This is a genomic window from Phascolarctobacterium succinatutens (genome assembly GCF_023497905.1).
In the GTDB taxonomy this organism is placed as follows: domain Bacteria; phylum Bacillota; class Negativicutes; order Acidaminococcales; family Acidaminococcaceae; genus Phascolarctobacterium_A; species Phascolarctobacterium_A succinatutens.
This window is the reverse complement of record NZ_CP097284.1, coordinates 271,509-286,077: the sequence shown is the minus strand read 5'-3', so window position 1 is coordinate 286,077 and position 14,569 is coordinate 271,509. Positions and strand designations below refer to the sequence as shown.

Sequence of the window (14,569 nt, the reverse complement as noted above, 5' to 3'; positions counted from 1 at the left end):
CTTTATCAAATTTATTTTTTTCTGCCAAAACGTTGGCGTCCGTCTTTCCAACGGTCATGCACCCAGAACCACATTTCCGGATGCGCAATAATCTCATGCTCCAGTATTGTCACCAGCTCACGGGTTACCGCATAAAAATCCTGCTCCTTGTTTTTTGTTTTCGGGGTGTACAAGGGAGGATAGATTTTAGCCGTACAGGTGCCATCTGTATTATTGTGCAAAAAGATTGGTAAAATCGGCGAACCGTAAATACGCGAAAGCGCCGCCGGTCCCATAGGGATAACAGAATCCTTGCCGAACAGGTCGATACGTACGCCATCGTCGTTCGTATCCTGGTCATAAAGGATGCCCAGAAGATTTTTTTCGCGCAGCATACGGCTGATAGCCAGCAGGCCATGCTCGCCACGGTTATAGGTAACCTTCTGTCCCACCATCTGGCGGAATTCATTGATAAGCTTATCCATATGACCGTTGTTCTGCTTACGGGTAATAGAAAGCATCGGATAACCGTGCAGCGCTACGGTAGCGCCCAAAAGCTCCCAGTTGCCGTAGTGACCTGTAGCCATAATGACGCCCTTGCCCTGAGCATAAGCAGCCTCCAGATATTCCAGGCCCTCTACCTTTACCTTCTTGTCAATATTATCCTTATTCAGCAGCGGGAAGCGCATAACCTCAACGACCATGCGGCCGAAGCGATGCAGACTGTCTGCAGCGATTTCCGCAGCTCTTGCTTCGTCAACCCCCAGGCATTCGCGGATATTGGCCTCTGCCATCTGCATACGCCAGCGCGGTACAACCGCCACTGCTACGCTGCCCAGGAATTTTGCCACCAGCTTGCGCAGCAACATGGGGGAGATGCACATAAATTTACTAAAAAGCTTGACTATATAATAACCTAACAAGCTTTCACCACCCTATTATTTTTTCAGCTCTGCCAATTCCTTTTCCAGAGCTTTGACGCGCTTGAGCATATCGCCCACCTTGCGCAGATTTGCTTCCTGACGCAGCCATTCCTTCATAGGCATTGCAGGGAAGCCGCCCATAACGGAATTGTCAGGAACGTTATTGGTAATACCGGTTTTGCCGCCAAAGACGCAGTTGCTGCCGATGGTAATATGACCGACAGTACCAACCTGACCAGCAAAGGTAACATTGTTGCCTACGGTTACACTGCCGGAAATACCTACATGAGCAACAACCAGGCAGTTTTCACCTAAGATATCGTTGTGGCCGAGATGTACCAGGTTATCGATCTTGGTGCCCTTGCCAACGATAGTGCTGTCAACTGTAGCACGGTCGATACAGGTGTTATTGCCGATTTCTACATCATCCTGCAGCACTACATTACCGGTCTGCAGCACCTTGCTGTGCTTGCCGTTTTGGGTAATATAGCCAAAGCCGTCGCCACCGATTACAGAACCGGACTGCAGAATAACTCTGTCACCCAGTACACAGTCCTCACGGATAGTGGTATTAGGATAAATGGTACAATCCTTGCCCATTTTTACGCGCTTGCCGACATAAGCATGCGGATAGATTACGCAGCCGTCGCCGATTTCGGCATCATCCTCAACAACAGCAAAGGGCTGAATAGCAACATTGCTGCCAATCTTTGCCTTCTTGGATACATAAGCATAAGGACTGATAACACGCTCAACCTCTTCCTGCGGACGGAACAGCTCCAGCAGTGCGGCAAAGGCTGCACGCGGGTTGGCAACTCTGATAACAGGGCGTCCGTCAAGCTCCGGGTCTTCGGAACTGAGAACCATTACGCCGGCCTTGCTGAGATGACAGTGCTCTACATGCGGCGGCACCGCAAAGGAAATATCCTTCGGTCCTGCCTCAACCAGTCCGTTAACGCCGGTAATGCGCAATTCGGGGTTATCATGCTCTACCGTGCCTTTTAAAAATTCTGCTAATTCTTGTACACTCTTCTCCATTTCATACCTCCACCATAAAGCCGCTTACGCAAAAAGCGGACGGACTATCCGCCCGCTTCAGGGTGCTGCTTATTTCATTTTTGCAATTACGTCACCGGTAACATCGGTACCGCCCTGAGGAACGGCACGCTTGTCTAAAATAGCGCCCAGCTTTTTCTCGTCGGAAACCTGCTTCAGAGCAGTATCCAAGCTGGCCTTCAGCTTATTTTGTGCTTCGCTTTGAATCAGCTTAGCTTTTGCACCGTAATCTTCGGCAACCTTTTTGGCATCATCGCCGGTTTTGCCTTCCATGTCCTTATCCATCTGGGTTTTCAGGTCGGTCATTTTTTTAGTTACATCTTCCTGAGTTGTTTTTACGATAGGAGCTTCTGCTTCAATCTTGCTCATATCAACAGTACCAAAATCAGCATTACGTCCGCTGCAGCCGAAAGTAAACATAGACGCTGCAATCATCAGACCGGCAATAATTTTTTTCATAATTTTTAACCTCACTTAATTATAGCTCATATCAGGCCCGGGCACTTAACAATATCATGCCTTTTTCAGGGCCTTTATTATAGCAGCGGTAATATCCTCTGCCTTCATATTAACTCTAAACTTATTGAAAACAATAGTATAGCCGCGCTCATGCGCCAGCTTCACAGCCTGGCTTTCGATATCCTGATTGATTTGCTTCTTCAGGCTATCGTTCTTTTCCTGCTGCTTATCAATTTCTCTGTCTATAATACTCAGTGCATTATTGAAGGCCTTCGGTGCTGCGTCAAGCATTTCCTTGTCGCGTTCCTCCGGCGATTTAAGCTGCTGTATAGCCTGAGCATGCTGCTGCTGCGCCATATCACGTATCCGCTGCTCGGCTTCTGCCTTATACGGCAGTACCTTAGCATCAACCAGACGGCGTTTTTCCGCCTGCAGCTCGGCAATCTGCGCACCGCGCTCTTTCTGCAGCTCCTGCAGCTGTTTTTCAACGGCCTGACGTTCATCAGGCTTCATTTTAACAGCCTCCAGAAGAGCCCGCAGATTAAATAATTTCAGCTTATAGGCATCTTCGACATCTTTTTTGCGTGCAGCCAGCTGATTGTCAGCATCTGCCTCAGCCTGTGCCACAAACTTCTGGAGCTTGGCATTTTCAATCTCCCTCTGTTCTACCATACGGGTATTGAAATCCGCCTCCATAAAGCTTTGCTGGCTGAGCTGCCGCAAACTGCGCAGCTTATTCAGGCTGCTTAGCTGCGCCTTGGCCAGCTCTTCCTGACCTTTACGCTTATTAAGCAAATCCTGCAGAATTTTTTCACCCTGCTCCAGCTTAGCATACTGAGGATGGGCGCTTACCGCCTGCTCCCAGTTGATAACAGCAATTTTTTCCTGCGGTCCCCGGACATTGGTACTGCATGCCGAAATCAGCAGAGCAGCTGCAATAATAGCACTTATTTTTACCAGCTTGTTCTTCTTCATGCCTGCCTCCAATAACATTGCTGTCCATCCGTAAATACCGCGATTAAATTGCCATTACACAAGGCAAGCTGCCAACTTCAGAGCAGCAGCGCTGCAGAAGCTGTTATTTGCCTGCCTGCATAGCCTTGGCAACCTCGTCGGTAATATCTACACCGCCGAAAACAACAGTGTTCTTATCTACTACAACTGCCAGACCTTTTTTGTCAGCAATCTTTTTGATGCTGGCTTCAATCTTCTTCAGTACAGGGTCCATCAGCTCTTTTTGTTTGTTAGCCAGACGTTCCTGAGTCTGAGTATAATACTTTCTCTTTTCTGCCTCATTCATGGTTTTGCTTTTCTCATTGAAATCCTTTTGGGCAGCTTCGATTTCTTTGTTCATGGCTGTATTAACGTCGTTCAGATCCGGGCTTTGTGCTACCAGCATCTGATAGTTAACTACACCGATAGCGGATTCGCTGGAAGCGGCAAAAGCACTCTTGCCTACACCGCTCTGCGTTACGGAAAGCGCAAAGCAGCCCAGTACGAAAATCGCTGCTACAAACAAGGAGATCAGCTTTACATTTTTAGGGTTACGCAATTTCTGCATCATAATCTAAATCCCTACCTTCTTTTCCTCATACAAAAATTCAGAAGCTACAACAGCAGAAAACAACAGCAAGCTGCCGTCATCCGTTTTTGTACTGTCTGTTGCAATAATATATCTTATTATATCAGCCTGCGCTAATTCTTTCAAGAATTGCTAGAGATTTCCTATCAGACGCAGGTAAAAATCCTTACCGCCGTAAACATATTCCGCGCTAAGGAATTCATGAATGCGGTAGCGCACCGCAAATTCATTACGGTTATCACCGGAAAAATGCTCGACACGCAAACGCCATTTAGGACTCATGCTGTACTCCAGACGATAATTATTGTCGCCTATCGGTATGCGCCGTACGTAGCTCCAGCCGCTCTTGCCCCAATAATGCGTATATCCTGTGCCGAAACGCCATTGTACGTTATTCAGGATAACCTCCGCCTCACCGAAAATCTCATCGTGCGGCGAAATCATTTTACCAAGATGCGCCTTGCCGGAAAGATTTTCCTTATCACGGCCGATGTCGCCATAGCCCTCAAACCAGATTTTATAATCATCCGATTCAATCATAATATTTACGCCGAGATCAGCACCGGGAGTAATTTTAATCTCCGGGCGCAGCTGATAATTTTTTACCTCCGGCTCAGTCATGAGCTTTTCTAAAAGCTGCTGCTCCAGCTCCTGACGGTGCCTTTGCACATAAGCAACAGGCAAACCGCGCAGCTTGTCGCATTCGCCGGCATATTTATACTTCAGCTTCATCAAAAGCACATTGGGAATAGCCTCACTGCGTAATTCATAGCGGATATTACGCACCAGTTGTCCTACGGGATAGATAACGACCTGCACTACCGTGCGTCCGTTTTCCTGCAACACATCCACCGCCGGCTTAAATTCCGGCAGCTGTGCCTGCACCTCGCTGCGTACCAGCTTGCGCAGTACGCCGCCGGCCCAGTCACCCGCATCCACCGATGCACCGCTGATGGCCTGCTCCAGCTGAGCATGCAGCGCAGGAATACGCCGCTCCAGCAGCGCCGCCGTCTGCGGCTCTACTCCGGAAAACTGCAAATCGATAAACGGTTTTTCGATAACCTTGTTCCAGGGACGTGCATACAGCTTCACCTGTGTAGTTTCGCCTACATCCAGCTTAACATCAGTAAGCTCGTAGCCGGTGAATACCCTGTCGCCGATTTCCGTCAGCAGGCGGGCATAGTCCTCCCCGGCCGCGGTAATCATCGCCGTATCCTTATCAATAAACAGCTGGTCCGCCACCACCTGCATGCTGCCGCTCATCTTTTGCAGCAGCAGTTGGCTGGTGCCGCCGTTAGTATCTATAACTTGTACTTCTACACTGTTAACCGGTGCAGAAAAAGCATGCTGCAATGGCAAGATGCTTGTCATTGCAGCACAGAACAGAATCTTATTCAGCTTCATAGCCTAAATATTCTCCGCAAAATCAGAACTGTCCACCAAAGCTAAAGTGGAACTTGCCACCATCCTCGCCGTAGCCATAGTCCAGTTTTACCGGTCCCAGCGGAGAGTTGATACGCAGGCCAACGCCGTAGCTGTTCTTGAGCAGGCCCATATCAAATTCATCCTCATGTCGTTTATCCCATGCATAACCGTTATCGGTAAAGAGTACGCCCTGAACCTTCTTGACAATCGGGAAGCGGTATTCCAGAGTTGCCTTCAGCATGCTGTTGCCGCGGAACTGGTCATCCTCATAGCCACGCAGGGTGTCACTGCCGCCCATGGTGAAGCGTTGAGACAACGGCATATCGCCGCTTGCATAGCCTGCGCCCAAATTCAATGCCCAAACGCTTTCGCCGCCTGCACGGAAGTAGTAGCGCCAGTCAGCGGTCCATTTGGTGAAGTCAAAGTCACCGCCCATGCCGCCGGCCCATTCTACGCTGTAGCCGATGCGCTTGCCTTCATGCGGATCATAGACGTTGTCGCGGGAATCATATACGCGGCCGAAGGTAATGCTGCGGGTAACACCAAAGTTTTCCTTACGGCGCTCTGCAGCAGTCTTAGGCATCCAGGATTCATATTTACTACTTTGATTGAATTTATCCTCGTAGTATTGATTCTCATCGCCTTCGTAGCCGTCAGCTTCGCCCTTATAAATATCATCACGGTTTTTAATCGTAATGTAGTTGCTGATAAATTCATTATGGGTTCTGCGGCTGAAGGTAATTTCCTGACCGCGACGTTTTTTGTCGTAGCGGGCAATTTCGTCACCGTAGATATTGTAATCGGCATATTCGTTGGTGATATCGTAAAGGTTAATGGTAGCACTGGTTTCTTTATCATCCAGCCAGGGGCGGGTATAGCTGAAGTCATAGTTCTTGTTATCCTCGCCGCCGAACTCCCAGCGCAGGTTAATCTTGTCACCAATACCACGGAAGTTCTTATCGCCGATGGAAACCATGCCTACAAAGCCGTCGGCATTGCTGTAGCCTGCGCCGATACCGAAGGTGCCGGTATTCATTTCAACTACGGAAATTTCTACTTCAACACCGTTAGGCTCACGGCCCGGATTCAGCTTAATGTTAACGTCTTCAAAATAGCCCAGGTTATATACGCGCTGCATACTGCGGCGGGCAGCCTTGGCATTGAACGGCTCACCTTTTTTCAGCTTCATTTCACGGGTAACAACATAATCCTTGGTTTTTACGTTGCCCTTAACCTTGAAGCCTTCAACAACGCCTTCGTTGACAGCAACCTTCAGAGTACCGTCCTTTTCCATATGCACGTCGGTAACACGCGCCAGGATGTAACCGTTGGAACGGTATTCCTCTTCCAGCTTCTGTACGCATTTATTGATATTCTTCAGATTAGCGATTTTGCCCTGCTCCAGGTCAAAGAAGCTTGCAACTCTTTGCTTGTTCAGTACAGTGTTGCCTTCAACTTCAGTCTTTTGGTATACAGGGTTTTCCATAACATGGTAAATTACCTGTACGCCTTCCGGTACCGTCTTGAATTCCGGACGCAGGTCATAGAACCATCCCAAATCATAAATAGCACTCAAATCCTCGCTCAGGCCTGCTTCGGTAAATTGCATTCCCGGTTTGGTTTTCAAAGCAGCGGCAATTTCAGCCTCAGGCACAGCAACATTACCCTCAATAATCTGCTTGGTAATGATCTTACCGATATAGGGAGCCAGCTTGTTTTCCTCCTGATGTTGTGACTGTGCAGTCTGCGTTACAGAGGTATCAGCACCTATAGCAGGTGTCTGAATTTCTTCGGCATAGACAGGTGAGGCCAGCATCATTGCTGTCAGGCCCACTGTCAAAGGCCGCCATAATTTTTGTTTCTTCAATTGATATTCCTCCTCATATTTCATTTAGAGTTACTCAACTCAACTCGCGCTGACTGCACTAATTTGTGCATATCGGCTTTAGATATAGTAACACGGTCGGGAGTGCCTTGTTTCTCCTGTACCGGTGTATCCTTAGCTTGCTGTTTCTGTATAGCTGCAGTCTTGGGCACCACAGCCTGCACCGGTATTTTCTGCTCCAGCTTGACCACAGGTGCTGCCACAGGCGGCGGCAACGCAGCCTGCGCCTTCACACGGTAATGGTTTCTGGCAAAGCACCAGCCGCCAAAACCGGCAACTATCAGCAAAACAGCTGCACATCCTGCCAGAACCTGCCGGTTCCAGCTCCAGGGGCGGTCCTTCTTCCGACGCAGATTTTTCAGCTCAGCCTCCGCCAGCATCAAATCAAGCTCGCCCCGTATATCCTTATTATCCATAAAGCTTTGCTCCGCCTTATCCAGACTGCTCTTTATACAGCGGATGCGTTGAAACAATGTACGGCTTGACTGCGTCATGCTTTTACCCCTTTCTGTGCATAATTGTTTTTAATAACTATGTCTTATATAATCGTCTGCTACCTTGAGTTTTCACAAGTCATTTCAGATGATTACAACAGATTTAGTAAAGCTAACTTGCGTTTTCGCTTTTTTTCGTTATTTATCAGCCTAAATACTATTCCTTATTAAATTCATGTATAAAGCGGGAAAGCATGCCGCGGATACGGCGCACACCCTGCTTCTGCAGACGGTAAACATGACCGAGGCTTACATCAATAGCATCGGCAACTGCCTGCGCCGGCCTGTCCTCCAAGTACATTCCCTGCAGCACCTGCTGCTCCTTCAGCGGCAGGCGGTCCATCGCCTGCGCCACCTTTTCGCAGAGCAGATGCTGTTCCGTCACCTCGCTGGGAGATGCCAGCTCCGACGGCAGAGCATCACTTAAGGTAAAGCCCTTGGACAGCTCACTGTCAAGATAAAGCATGCCCTTATCCGTGCTGTGCCGCAGATAATCTACCATGCTTCCTCTGATACGGTATGAGGCAAACAGGCTGAAGGCTACCTGCCGCTTATAATCATAGCTTTCCGCCGCTTCCAGCAGTCCCACCATGCCTTCCTGAATCAGCTCCATTGTATCGGCCTCAGGCAGCCTGAAGCTCGACGCAATTTTGAAAACCAACGGCTGGTAAGCTGTCATCAGGCGCTGATGCGCTGCTTCGTCACCGGCAGCGTCACGCCGCCAAAGCTCCAGCTCTTCTTCCGGCTCCAGCAGCGAAGTCTTGCGCAACTCTTCCAGATATCCTTGCAGCATCTGTTCACCTCCTCTCGTAAAATATTCTTTGCTTAGAACGAAATCTTATATTCCAAGCCATACCAGTCCTTCGGATCCTTCGACATATCGTAACTGCGTGAATAAGTGATATTCATGTGCTTACTGATATCGTACTGTCCGAAAATGCTTCTGTCAACAGCATCAAAGCTTGTTGTATAACCAAGCATAAAATTATCATTAAGATATTTGCTTACTAAAACATTATACTGGTTTTTCTCATCTGCCGTCAACTCTTTATTCCGGTCGTAAGCGCTTTCAAAGCCGATACCGGAGCGTGTTTTGCCGGTGTAGATACGGAACTGGTCAAGTCCCAATGTCTGTTTGACAAACATCTCCACGTCACCCAGCACTGTCATCTGCAGGCCGACAGTCATCAGATTTGCCATATCATCACCGGTAACCTCGTTACTGCCTGCACTTTCGCGCTGCAGCGTCAGCATACGTACAATCGTATTTTGTGTCAGCGGCGGATCACTGGTAAGCTGCAAATCCATTTCGCTTACAGGACCGTTAATCTTCATAAAAATGTTATAACGGCTGAAGCGCGCTGTGCTGTCCAGATTTACGTTCGGCAGGAAGCTGCCGGGATCAACCCATACCAGACCGGCCTGATTCAGCTTAAAGTCTGTACGCAGATATTTTACTGTACCCTTATCGGCCTTAATCGTACCATCAATCATCGGGAAGCGTGTGCTGCCCTTGATATCAATGCCGCCCTTCAGCCAGATATCATACAGATAGCTGTTATACAAATGTACCTTCGGGCCCAGTACCAGCTTCATATCGAGGCCTATGTTGCTGTCGCCCTCACCCAGCTCGGGCACTGTCGGCATATTAATAAGAACATCATCCAGACGCAAACTGCCGCTGATACGCGGGCGGAAGGCCATCGGCGGTGCAGCATTGCCCTTACGGTTTTTCATATCCGGATATTGCTCCGGCTGCAAGGTTACATCACTCGTAATCGTACCGGTGAAAATCTTGGAGGCCAGCTGTACCTTATCCGCCTTGATATGCAGGCTGTAGGCTGTATCAGCATCGGTATGCAGTGCATAGCTGCCTTCAGCACTGAGCGTGCCCTTGCCTAATTTAGCAGAAAGATTCTTCAGCTGTACAGTATTGCCGTTAAACAGCACATCCAGATTAATATCATCAAAGACTGTGTTGATATACTTAGCCTTAACACTGCCGCCGGCTATTTTAACAGAACCGAAAAGCAACGGCTCCTCCAGCGTACCGGCCAGACGGATTTTGCCCTGTGTATCGCCTACACCCCATTCAACCATTTTGGTAAGCGCCGGCAAAATTCCCAGGCGCGCCTTATCCAGATCCATCACAATATTCATCTGTGCATCAGGATTACGGCGCTGCTTTTTATCGCGGAACAAATCCAGCGGAATATCACCCGCTGCGCTGACGCCGTAAGCATCCTTAGTGGCAATCAGCTGCTGCAGCTTAATATTGTCGTCAGCCAGCGCCAGCATTGCGGTAAGCTCGTCCACACTTACGCCGGCAACAGAACCGTTGGCAATTTCCAGCGAAACTGTTCCCTGAGGATTGTCAAAGCTGCCATGCACCTGCACCAGCATATCCGTTTCGCCTTTAATTTCCGGCGGGTCCTTCATGACTGCGGTAACGATTGCCGGATTAGCCTTAACTGCGGCCACCTCTACATCCAGCAGCTTTTTCTTAAAGTCAACAGAACCGCCGACGGCAATAATTCCCTTATCGCTTACGCCGTCCTGCTCCTGCAGTCTGACATTGTCAAAATGCAGCACGCCGCCCTTATCCACGCGTCCTTCAAAACGCATGTGGGCATAATTAAGATCATGAATTTTTACATTATCGGCTGCAGCTGTAATCTTTACGCCTTCACCACGGCCGTTGTAGCTGAACAGCAGTTGTCCCTGCATCAGGCCGTTGATATCGTAATCCAGGCGCGCCATGCGCAGCAGGCCGCCGATATCACCCCAAATATTTTCCACCTTGCCCTCAATATAATGCTGCACAAGGTTGAGATTGAGGTCTGCACTGTATAAGCCGTAATTGACAGGGTCGTCACGATAAGGCTGCTTAAAAGAAGCATTCAGCTTATTCTTATCACGTCCGTTGCTGGCAAGCGTTCCTTCCAGCTCCGTTAAAGCTTCACCATTGACAGTTATCTTTTCACTGCTGACTTCGCCGTCAAAGAAGGGAGCTGTGAGGGTACCGCTCAAATGTCCCTTAGCATTAACCTTGCCGCCCAAATCGACTGTATCATCACTTATCGGCAAATGCTCCAGATCAACATTCTTGGCATCCATAACAAAGTTCAGTCTTTGGTCTGCCGTCATAGTGCCATCCAAGGTCAGGCTGCCGTAAAAGGCATTGACTACAAAATCCTGCAATCTCAGCAGACCGTCCTCATAAGCATAATGACCGCTGATATTATTAAACAGCTGCTTGGCGGCACTGCCATCGGCAGCATGCACCTCGCCATGAATATAAGGATGGCTGAGGCTGCCTTTTACCTGCATCACATTATCAAGATTACCGGTAACTATATCGGGCTTGCCCACAAGCACCATCAGCGGCTCAATGCGCACGTTCTTCGTTGTCAGCGTAAGGTCCGCCACAGGCTCTGTGCCCTGCAGATTAATCGTACCATTAAGAATATGCTGTCCCTGATCCATATGCGCGGCAAACTCCTTAAAGCCCAGGATATTATCCTTCATGCTGATAATGCCATGTGCTTCGTTAAGCTTCTGCGACATAAATTCAGCCTGCGTCAGCTGTACCATACCGGAAAACTCCGGAGCATCAAGCGTGCCGCCAACATCAAAGCCGGTGGAGCACAGTCCGCGTCCATCCTGACCAGCCGCAGCCAGCACGGAATCAATCGGGAAATCTGCCATACGTCCATGCACAGCTAAAGCGCCATCCTTGGCAACACGTCCTTTGGCAGCCAAGGTACCGCCGCCGTCGGCAAAAAAGCTGAGATCATCAATAACTAAGCCCTTACTGTCATAGCTGCCGTCAAAGGCCAATCGGTTAAGCTTCAGGCTGCGCCAGCTGATATCCATTGTATCGGCAGCAGCGTGCAGCGTAAGCTTATCCTGCACCAGCTTGGCCAGAACAGCAAGCTTGCCGTTAATATGCACCTGCTCCTGCTGTTTGCCGGGCAAACTCTGCGTAACCTGCTGCAGCTGTGCGTCTGCCGTCAGCACCTGCTCCTTAAGGTCATACGTACCGTTAGCGGTAATCGTACCGCCGCCGTATTGCGCACTCACATCATGCAGCTGCACAACGTCCTTAGATACATCAAACGGCACACGCAGCTTTTCTGCCTTATATCCTTTATAGGCCAAGGCATCACTGCTCAGCACGCCAAAGCCTGAAGGAGAATCGGTGTTGCGCAAATCGGCTTCACCCTCCAGGTGCAGCTTCTGCCCGTCAACCAGAGCGTCAAGACTGCTGACGCTCACCAGATTTTCATCCGCGCGTACCAAGCCGTCAAGCTGCAGACTGTGCTGCTCGCCTGCCAGGCTCAGCTTACCGCTGAGTGCTGCCAGCTTCACTTCACCGCTAAAGCGCTGCTTGCCGTTCTTATTCACATAAATCAGAGCGAGCTTGCCTAAGCCGCCCTGCAGCTCATCGACATTACCGTATTGCTTGGCCAAAGCAGCATAGGGTGCCAGCGCCAGCTTATCGCCGGTCAGCTTCATGCGGCCTTCGCCCTTGGTAGTCATCGTGCCGGTCAGCTTCAGCTTATCGGCACCGCTTGTCACAGACAAATCCACGGCAAAATCAGGATTGGCACCGCCGTTGATATTGCCTTCCACGCCAAACTGCCACTTGCCCTGCGGCATAGTTACCACCAGCTCGCCCTTGTCTACCGCCAGCGTACCGTAAAAAGGCGTTTCCTCAGAATCCGACGGCTTCAGCAGATTCTGCATATTCCATTTATTTTTGTCATTCATTGTGAGATATATTTTCGGGCGCATCACATCAATCCTGCTCAGCGCACGCTCAGGCTTCTGCATTGCCAGCCATGGGCGCAGCGTAAGCACAGTACGCGGCAGCTCGGCCACCTTCTCACCCTTGGCATCCTTTACGACAACATCCGTCAGCTCGGCTGTCAGGCCGCCTTCCCATTTCAGGCCGCCGATAGAAACACTGCCGTTGATGTATTCCGCTGCCAGCTGCTGCATTTGCGGTATCGCCTCCTTAATGTATTTAGGCATCACCGTATGAACTAAAAAGATATAGCCTGCCGCAAGCAGTATGATTAATGCTCCAACAAATTGTAGATATTTTTTCATGACACTTCACCATTCAATAGTTTAACAAAATTCTATGACAAAAATATGACAAGACTGTTTTTTATATACTTCGACTTTTATTTATTCGACATTAGCAGAAAACATCCTCTTATTGAGAAGAAATTTCTTTTATCCGCTGAAATCTCGGCTAAAGCCGCATAAAAAAGCCGGTGAGATTTATGCCCCACCGGCCTGATTGTGTCACTGTTTATTAAATTTACGCCTTAATTATTTGGCAGCCTCTTCGGTTTTTTCTTCGGCTGCTTTAACAGCTTTTGCAGTTTTGGCAGCCTGTACCTTTACGGCAGTAGCAGGATTGCTCATCGGTACTCCGATAGAGGTTTCCAATGCTGTCTTGGAGGTATTGTAATCATACAGAGCCTTAGTATAGTTGGTCTTAGCCTGAGTCAGCGCAACCTGAGCATCGAGTACGTCAGTGTTGGTACCCACGCCGGACATATAACGCAGCTGAGCGATACGGTAATCCTCATCAGCCTGCTCTACAGCCAGCTTAGTGGTGCTGATACGTTTTTCTGCTTCGCGCAGTCCCAGATAATTGCTGCGAACATCAAGGTTTACAGCATTCACGGTATCGCGATATGTTGCTTCAGCCTTTTTCAAATCAGCCTCAGCGCCGTGAATCTTGGACAGGGTTACGCCGGTATCAAAAACGTTCAGGCTGACATTTACACCAACGCCCCATTTGCCATCTTCATCACCGGGCCAGTTGCTGTCACTCCATTGCTGAGTAGCACTTGCAGCAACCTGCGGCATATGACCGCTACGGGCAACCATCAAAGCACCCTTGGCAGCGTCCACGCCATATTTAGCCTGCATCAGTTCCGGGCGGTGCTCGGCAGCATAAGCAAGGCAATCATCCATGTTTTTATCATATGCATTATAAACCAGCAGATTATCAAGCTTTAAGGTTGTATCCATCGGCAGGCCGACGATTTTGTTCATGTTCGCTTCAGCAACCTGATAGGTATTTTCTGCCTGAATCAGTGTCTGCTTAGCATTGGCCAGCTCAACCTGAGAGCGCAACACGTCAACCTTGGCTACCACGCCAACGTCATACTGTGCCTGAACATTTTTCAGATGGTCCTCCAGGCGGGTAACGGATTCCGCACTGAGCTTTTGGATATTATCTGCCTGCAACATATTAAAATAACCGTCGGTAACGGTAGAACGCATTTCGTTATAGGTGCGCTGTACGCCAACCTCATTGTATTGATAGTTAGCCTTTGCCTGCTTAATAGTACCGCTTAATTTACCGCCGGTAAAAATAGGCAGAGAAGCGCTCAGGCTGTTGGCATGGTTATTGCCGATACCCTTAGTCCAAAGACCGGTAATATCTTGATGAAGATCATCATAACCGCCGCGCTGAGTAGTATGATTAGCGCTAATGCTGATACCGCGGCTCTGGCGGGCAGCGTTGTAGCTGGCACGTGCACTGTCAAGCTCGTATTGAGCAATGCTTACAGTCGGGTTGGTCTGGAACGCACGCAGCATAGCGTCGTCCAGGTTTAAAGCAACGGTTTCGCCGGCAAAAGCACTTTGGCTCAGTGCCATGGTCAGCGCTGCAGATAAAAGCAAGAAACGTTTTGTTAATTTATTTCTATTCATCCGAAAAACCTCCATTTTCTAAAAC

At 49.1% G+C, this 14,569-nt stretch carries 11 protein-coding genes; all 11 read right to left on the bottom strand.

What is annotated here, in order from left to right:
- Window positions 1-11 precede the first annotated feature (11 nt).
- A complete protein-coding gene (locus tag M5E81_RS01390; RefSeq protein WP_040564845.1) occupies window positions 12-902 on the bottom strand; it encodes a lysophospholipid acyltransferase family protein in 891 nt (296 codons plus the stop codon).
- A 15-nt stretch (window positions 903-917) separates the two neighbouring features.
- A complete protein-coding gene (gene lpxD / locus M5E81_RS01385) occupies window positions 918-1,940 on the bottom strand; it encodes a UDP-3-O-(3-hydroxymyristoyl)glucosamine N-acyltransferase (RefSeq protein ID WP_009144983.1) in 1,023 nt (340 codons plus the stop codon).
- A gap of 69 nt (window positions 1,941-2,009) precedes the next feature.
- On the bottom strand, window positions 2,010-2,417 hold the full coding sequence (locus M5E81_RS01380; RefSeq protein ID WP_009144982.1) for an OmpH/Skp family outer membrane protein: 408 nt from the start codon (window positions 2,415-2,417) through the stop codon (window positions 2,010-2,012).
- 54 nt (window positions 2,418-2,471) lie between these two features.
- Window positions 2,472-3,392 (bottom strand): hypothetical protein, encoded by a 921-nt coding sequence (locus M5E81_RS01375; protein WP_249747686.1) that lies wholly within the window; start codon window positions 3,390-3,392, stop codon window positions 2,472-2,474.
- Window positions 3,393-3,495: 103 nt separating this feature from the next.
- Window positions 3,496-3,981 (bottom strand): OmpH/Skp family outer membrane protein, encoded by a 486-nt coding sequence (locus tag M5E81_RS01370; RefSeq protein ID WP_009144980.1) that lies wholly within the window; start codon window positions 3,979-3,981, stop codon window positions 3,496-3,498.
- 150 nt (window positions 3,982-4,131) lie between these two features.
- A complete protein-coding gene (locus M5E81_RS01365; protein WP_249747685.1) occupies window positions 4,132-5,403 on the bottom strand; it encodes a hypothetical protein in 1,272 nt (423 codons plus the stop codon).
- A 22-nt stretch (window positions 5,404-5,425) separates the two neighbouring features.
- Window positions 5,426-7,291, bottom strand: a complete 1,866-nt coding sequence (locus tag M5E81_RS01360) for a BamA/OMP85 family outer membrane protein (protein WP_249747684.1) — start codon at window positions 7,289-7,291, stop codon at window positions 5,426-5,428.
- A gap of 20 nt (window positions 7,292-7,311) precedes the next feature.
- The gene (locus M5E81_RS01355) at window positions 7,312-7,803 is read right to left on the bottom strand and encodes a hypothetical protein (RefSeq protein WP_249747683.1); all 492 of its coding nucleotides are present in this window, start codon (window positions 7,801-7,803) and stop codon (window positions 7,312-7,314) included.
- Window positions 7,804-7,960: 157 nt separating this feature from the next.
- Window positions 7,961-8,596, bottom strand: coding sequence for a sigma-70 family RNA polymerase sigma factor (locus M5E81_RS01350; protein ID WP_009144975.1), 636 nt, complete (start codon window positions 8,594-8,596; stop codon window positions 7,961-7,963).
- 32 nt (window positions 8,597-8,628) lie between these two features.
- On the bottom strand, window positions 8,629-12,807 hold the full coding sequence (locus M5E81_RS01345) for a translocation/assembly module TamB domain-containing protein (protein WP_249747682.1): 4,179 nt from the start codon (window positions 12,805-12,807) through the stop codon (window positions 8,629-8,631).
- A 339-nt stretch (window positions 12,808-13,146) separates the two neighbouring features.
- The gene (locus M5E81_RS01340) at window positions 13,147-14,544 is read right to left on the bottom strand and encodes a TolC family protein (protein WP_249747681.1); all 1,398 of its coding nucleotides are present in this window, start codon (window positions 14,542-14,544) and stop codon (window positions 13,147-13,149) included.
- Window positions 14,545-14,569: the final 25 nt, after the last annotated feature.

What these genes read in the sequence shown, in the direction of transcription:
- M5E81_RS01350 (WP_009144975.1), bottom strand. Translation starts at nt 8,596, where the DNA reads ATGCTGCAAGGATATCTGGAAGAGTTGCGCAAGACTTCGCTGCTGGAG.
- M5E81_RS01340 (WP_249747681.1), bottom strand. Translation starts at nt 14,544, where the DNA reads ATGAATAGAAATAAATTAACAAAACGTTTCTTGCTTTTATCTGCAGCG.
- M5E81_RS01365 (WP_249747685.1), bottom strand. Translation starts at nt 5,403, where the DNA reads ATGAAGCTGAATAAGATTCTGTTCTGTGCTGCAATGACAAGCATCTTG.
- M5E81_RS01355 (WP_249747683.1), bottom strand. Translation starts at nt 7,803, where the DNA reads ATGACGCAGTCAAGCCGTACATTGTTTCAACGCATCCGCTGTATAAAG.
- M5E81_RS01345 (WP_249747682.1), bottom strand. Translation starts at nt 12,807, where the DNA reads ATGCAGCAGCTGGCAGCGGAATACATCAACGGCAGTGTTTCTATCGGC.
- M5E81_RS01375 (WP_249747686.1), bottom strand. Translation starts at nt 3,392, where the DNA reads ATGAAGAAGAACAAGCTGGTAAAAATAAGTGCTATTATTGCAGCTGCT.
- lpxD (WP_009144983.1), bottom strand. Translation starts at nt 1,940, where the DNA reads ATGGAGAAGAGTGTACAAGAATTAGCAGAATTTTTAAAAGGCACGGTA.
- M5E81_RS01380 (WP_009144982.1), bottom strand. Translation starts at nt 2,417, where the DNA reads ATGAAAAAAATTATTGCCGGTCTGATGATTGCAGCGTCTATGTTTACT.
- M5E81_RS01370 (WP_009144980.1), bottom strand. Translation starts at nt 3,981, where the DNA reads ATGATGCAGAAATTGCGTAACCCTAAAAATGTAAAGCTGATCTCCTTG.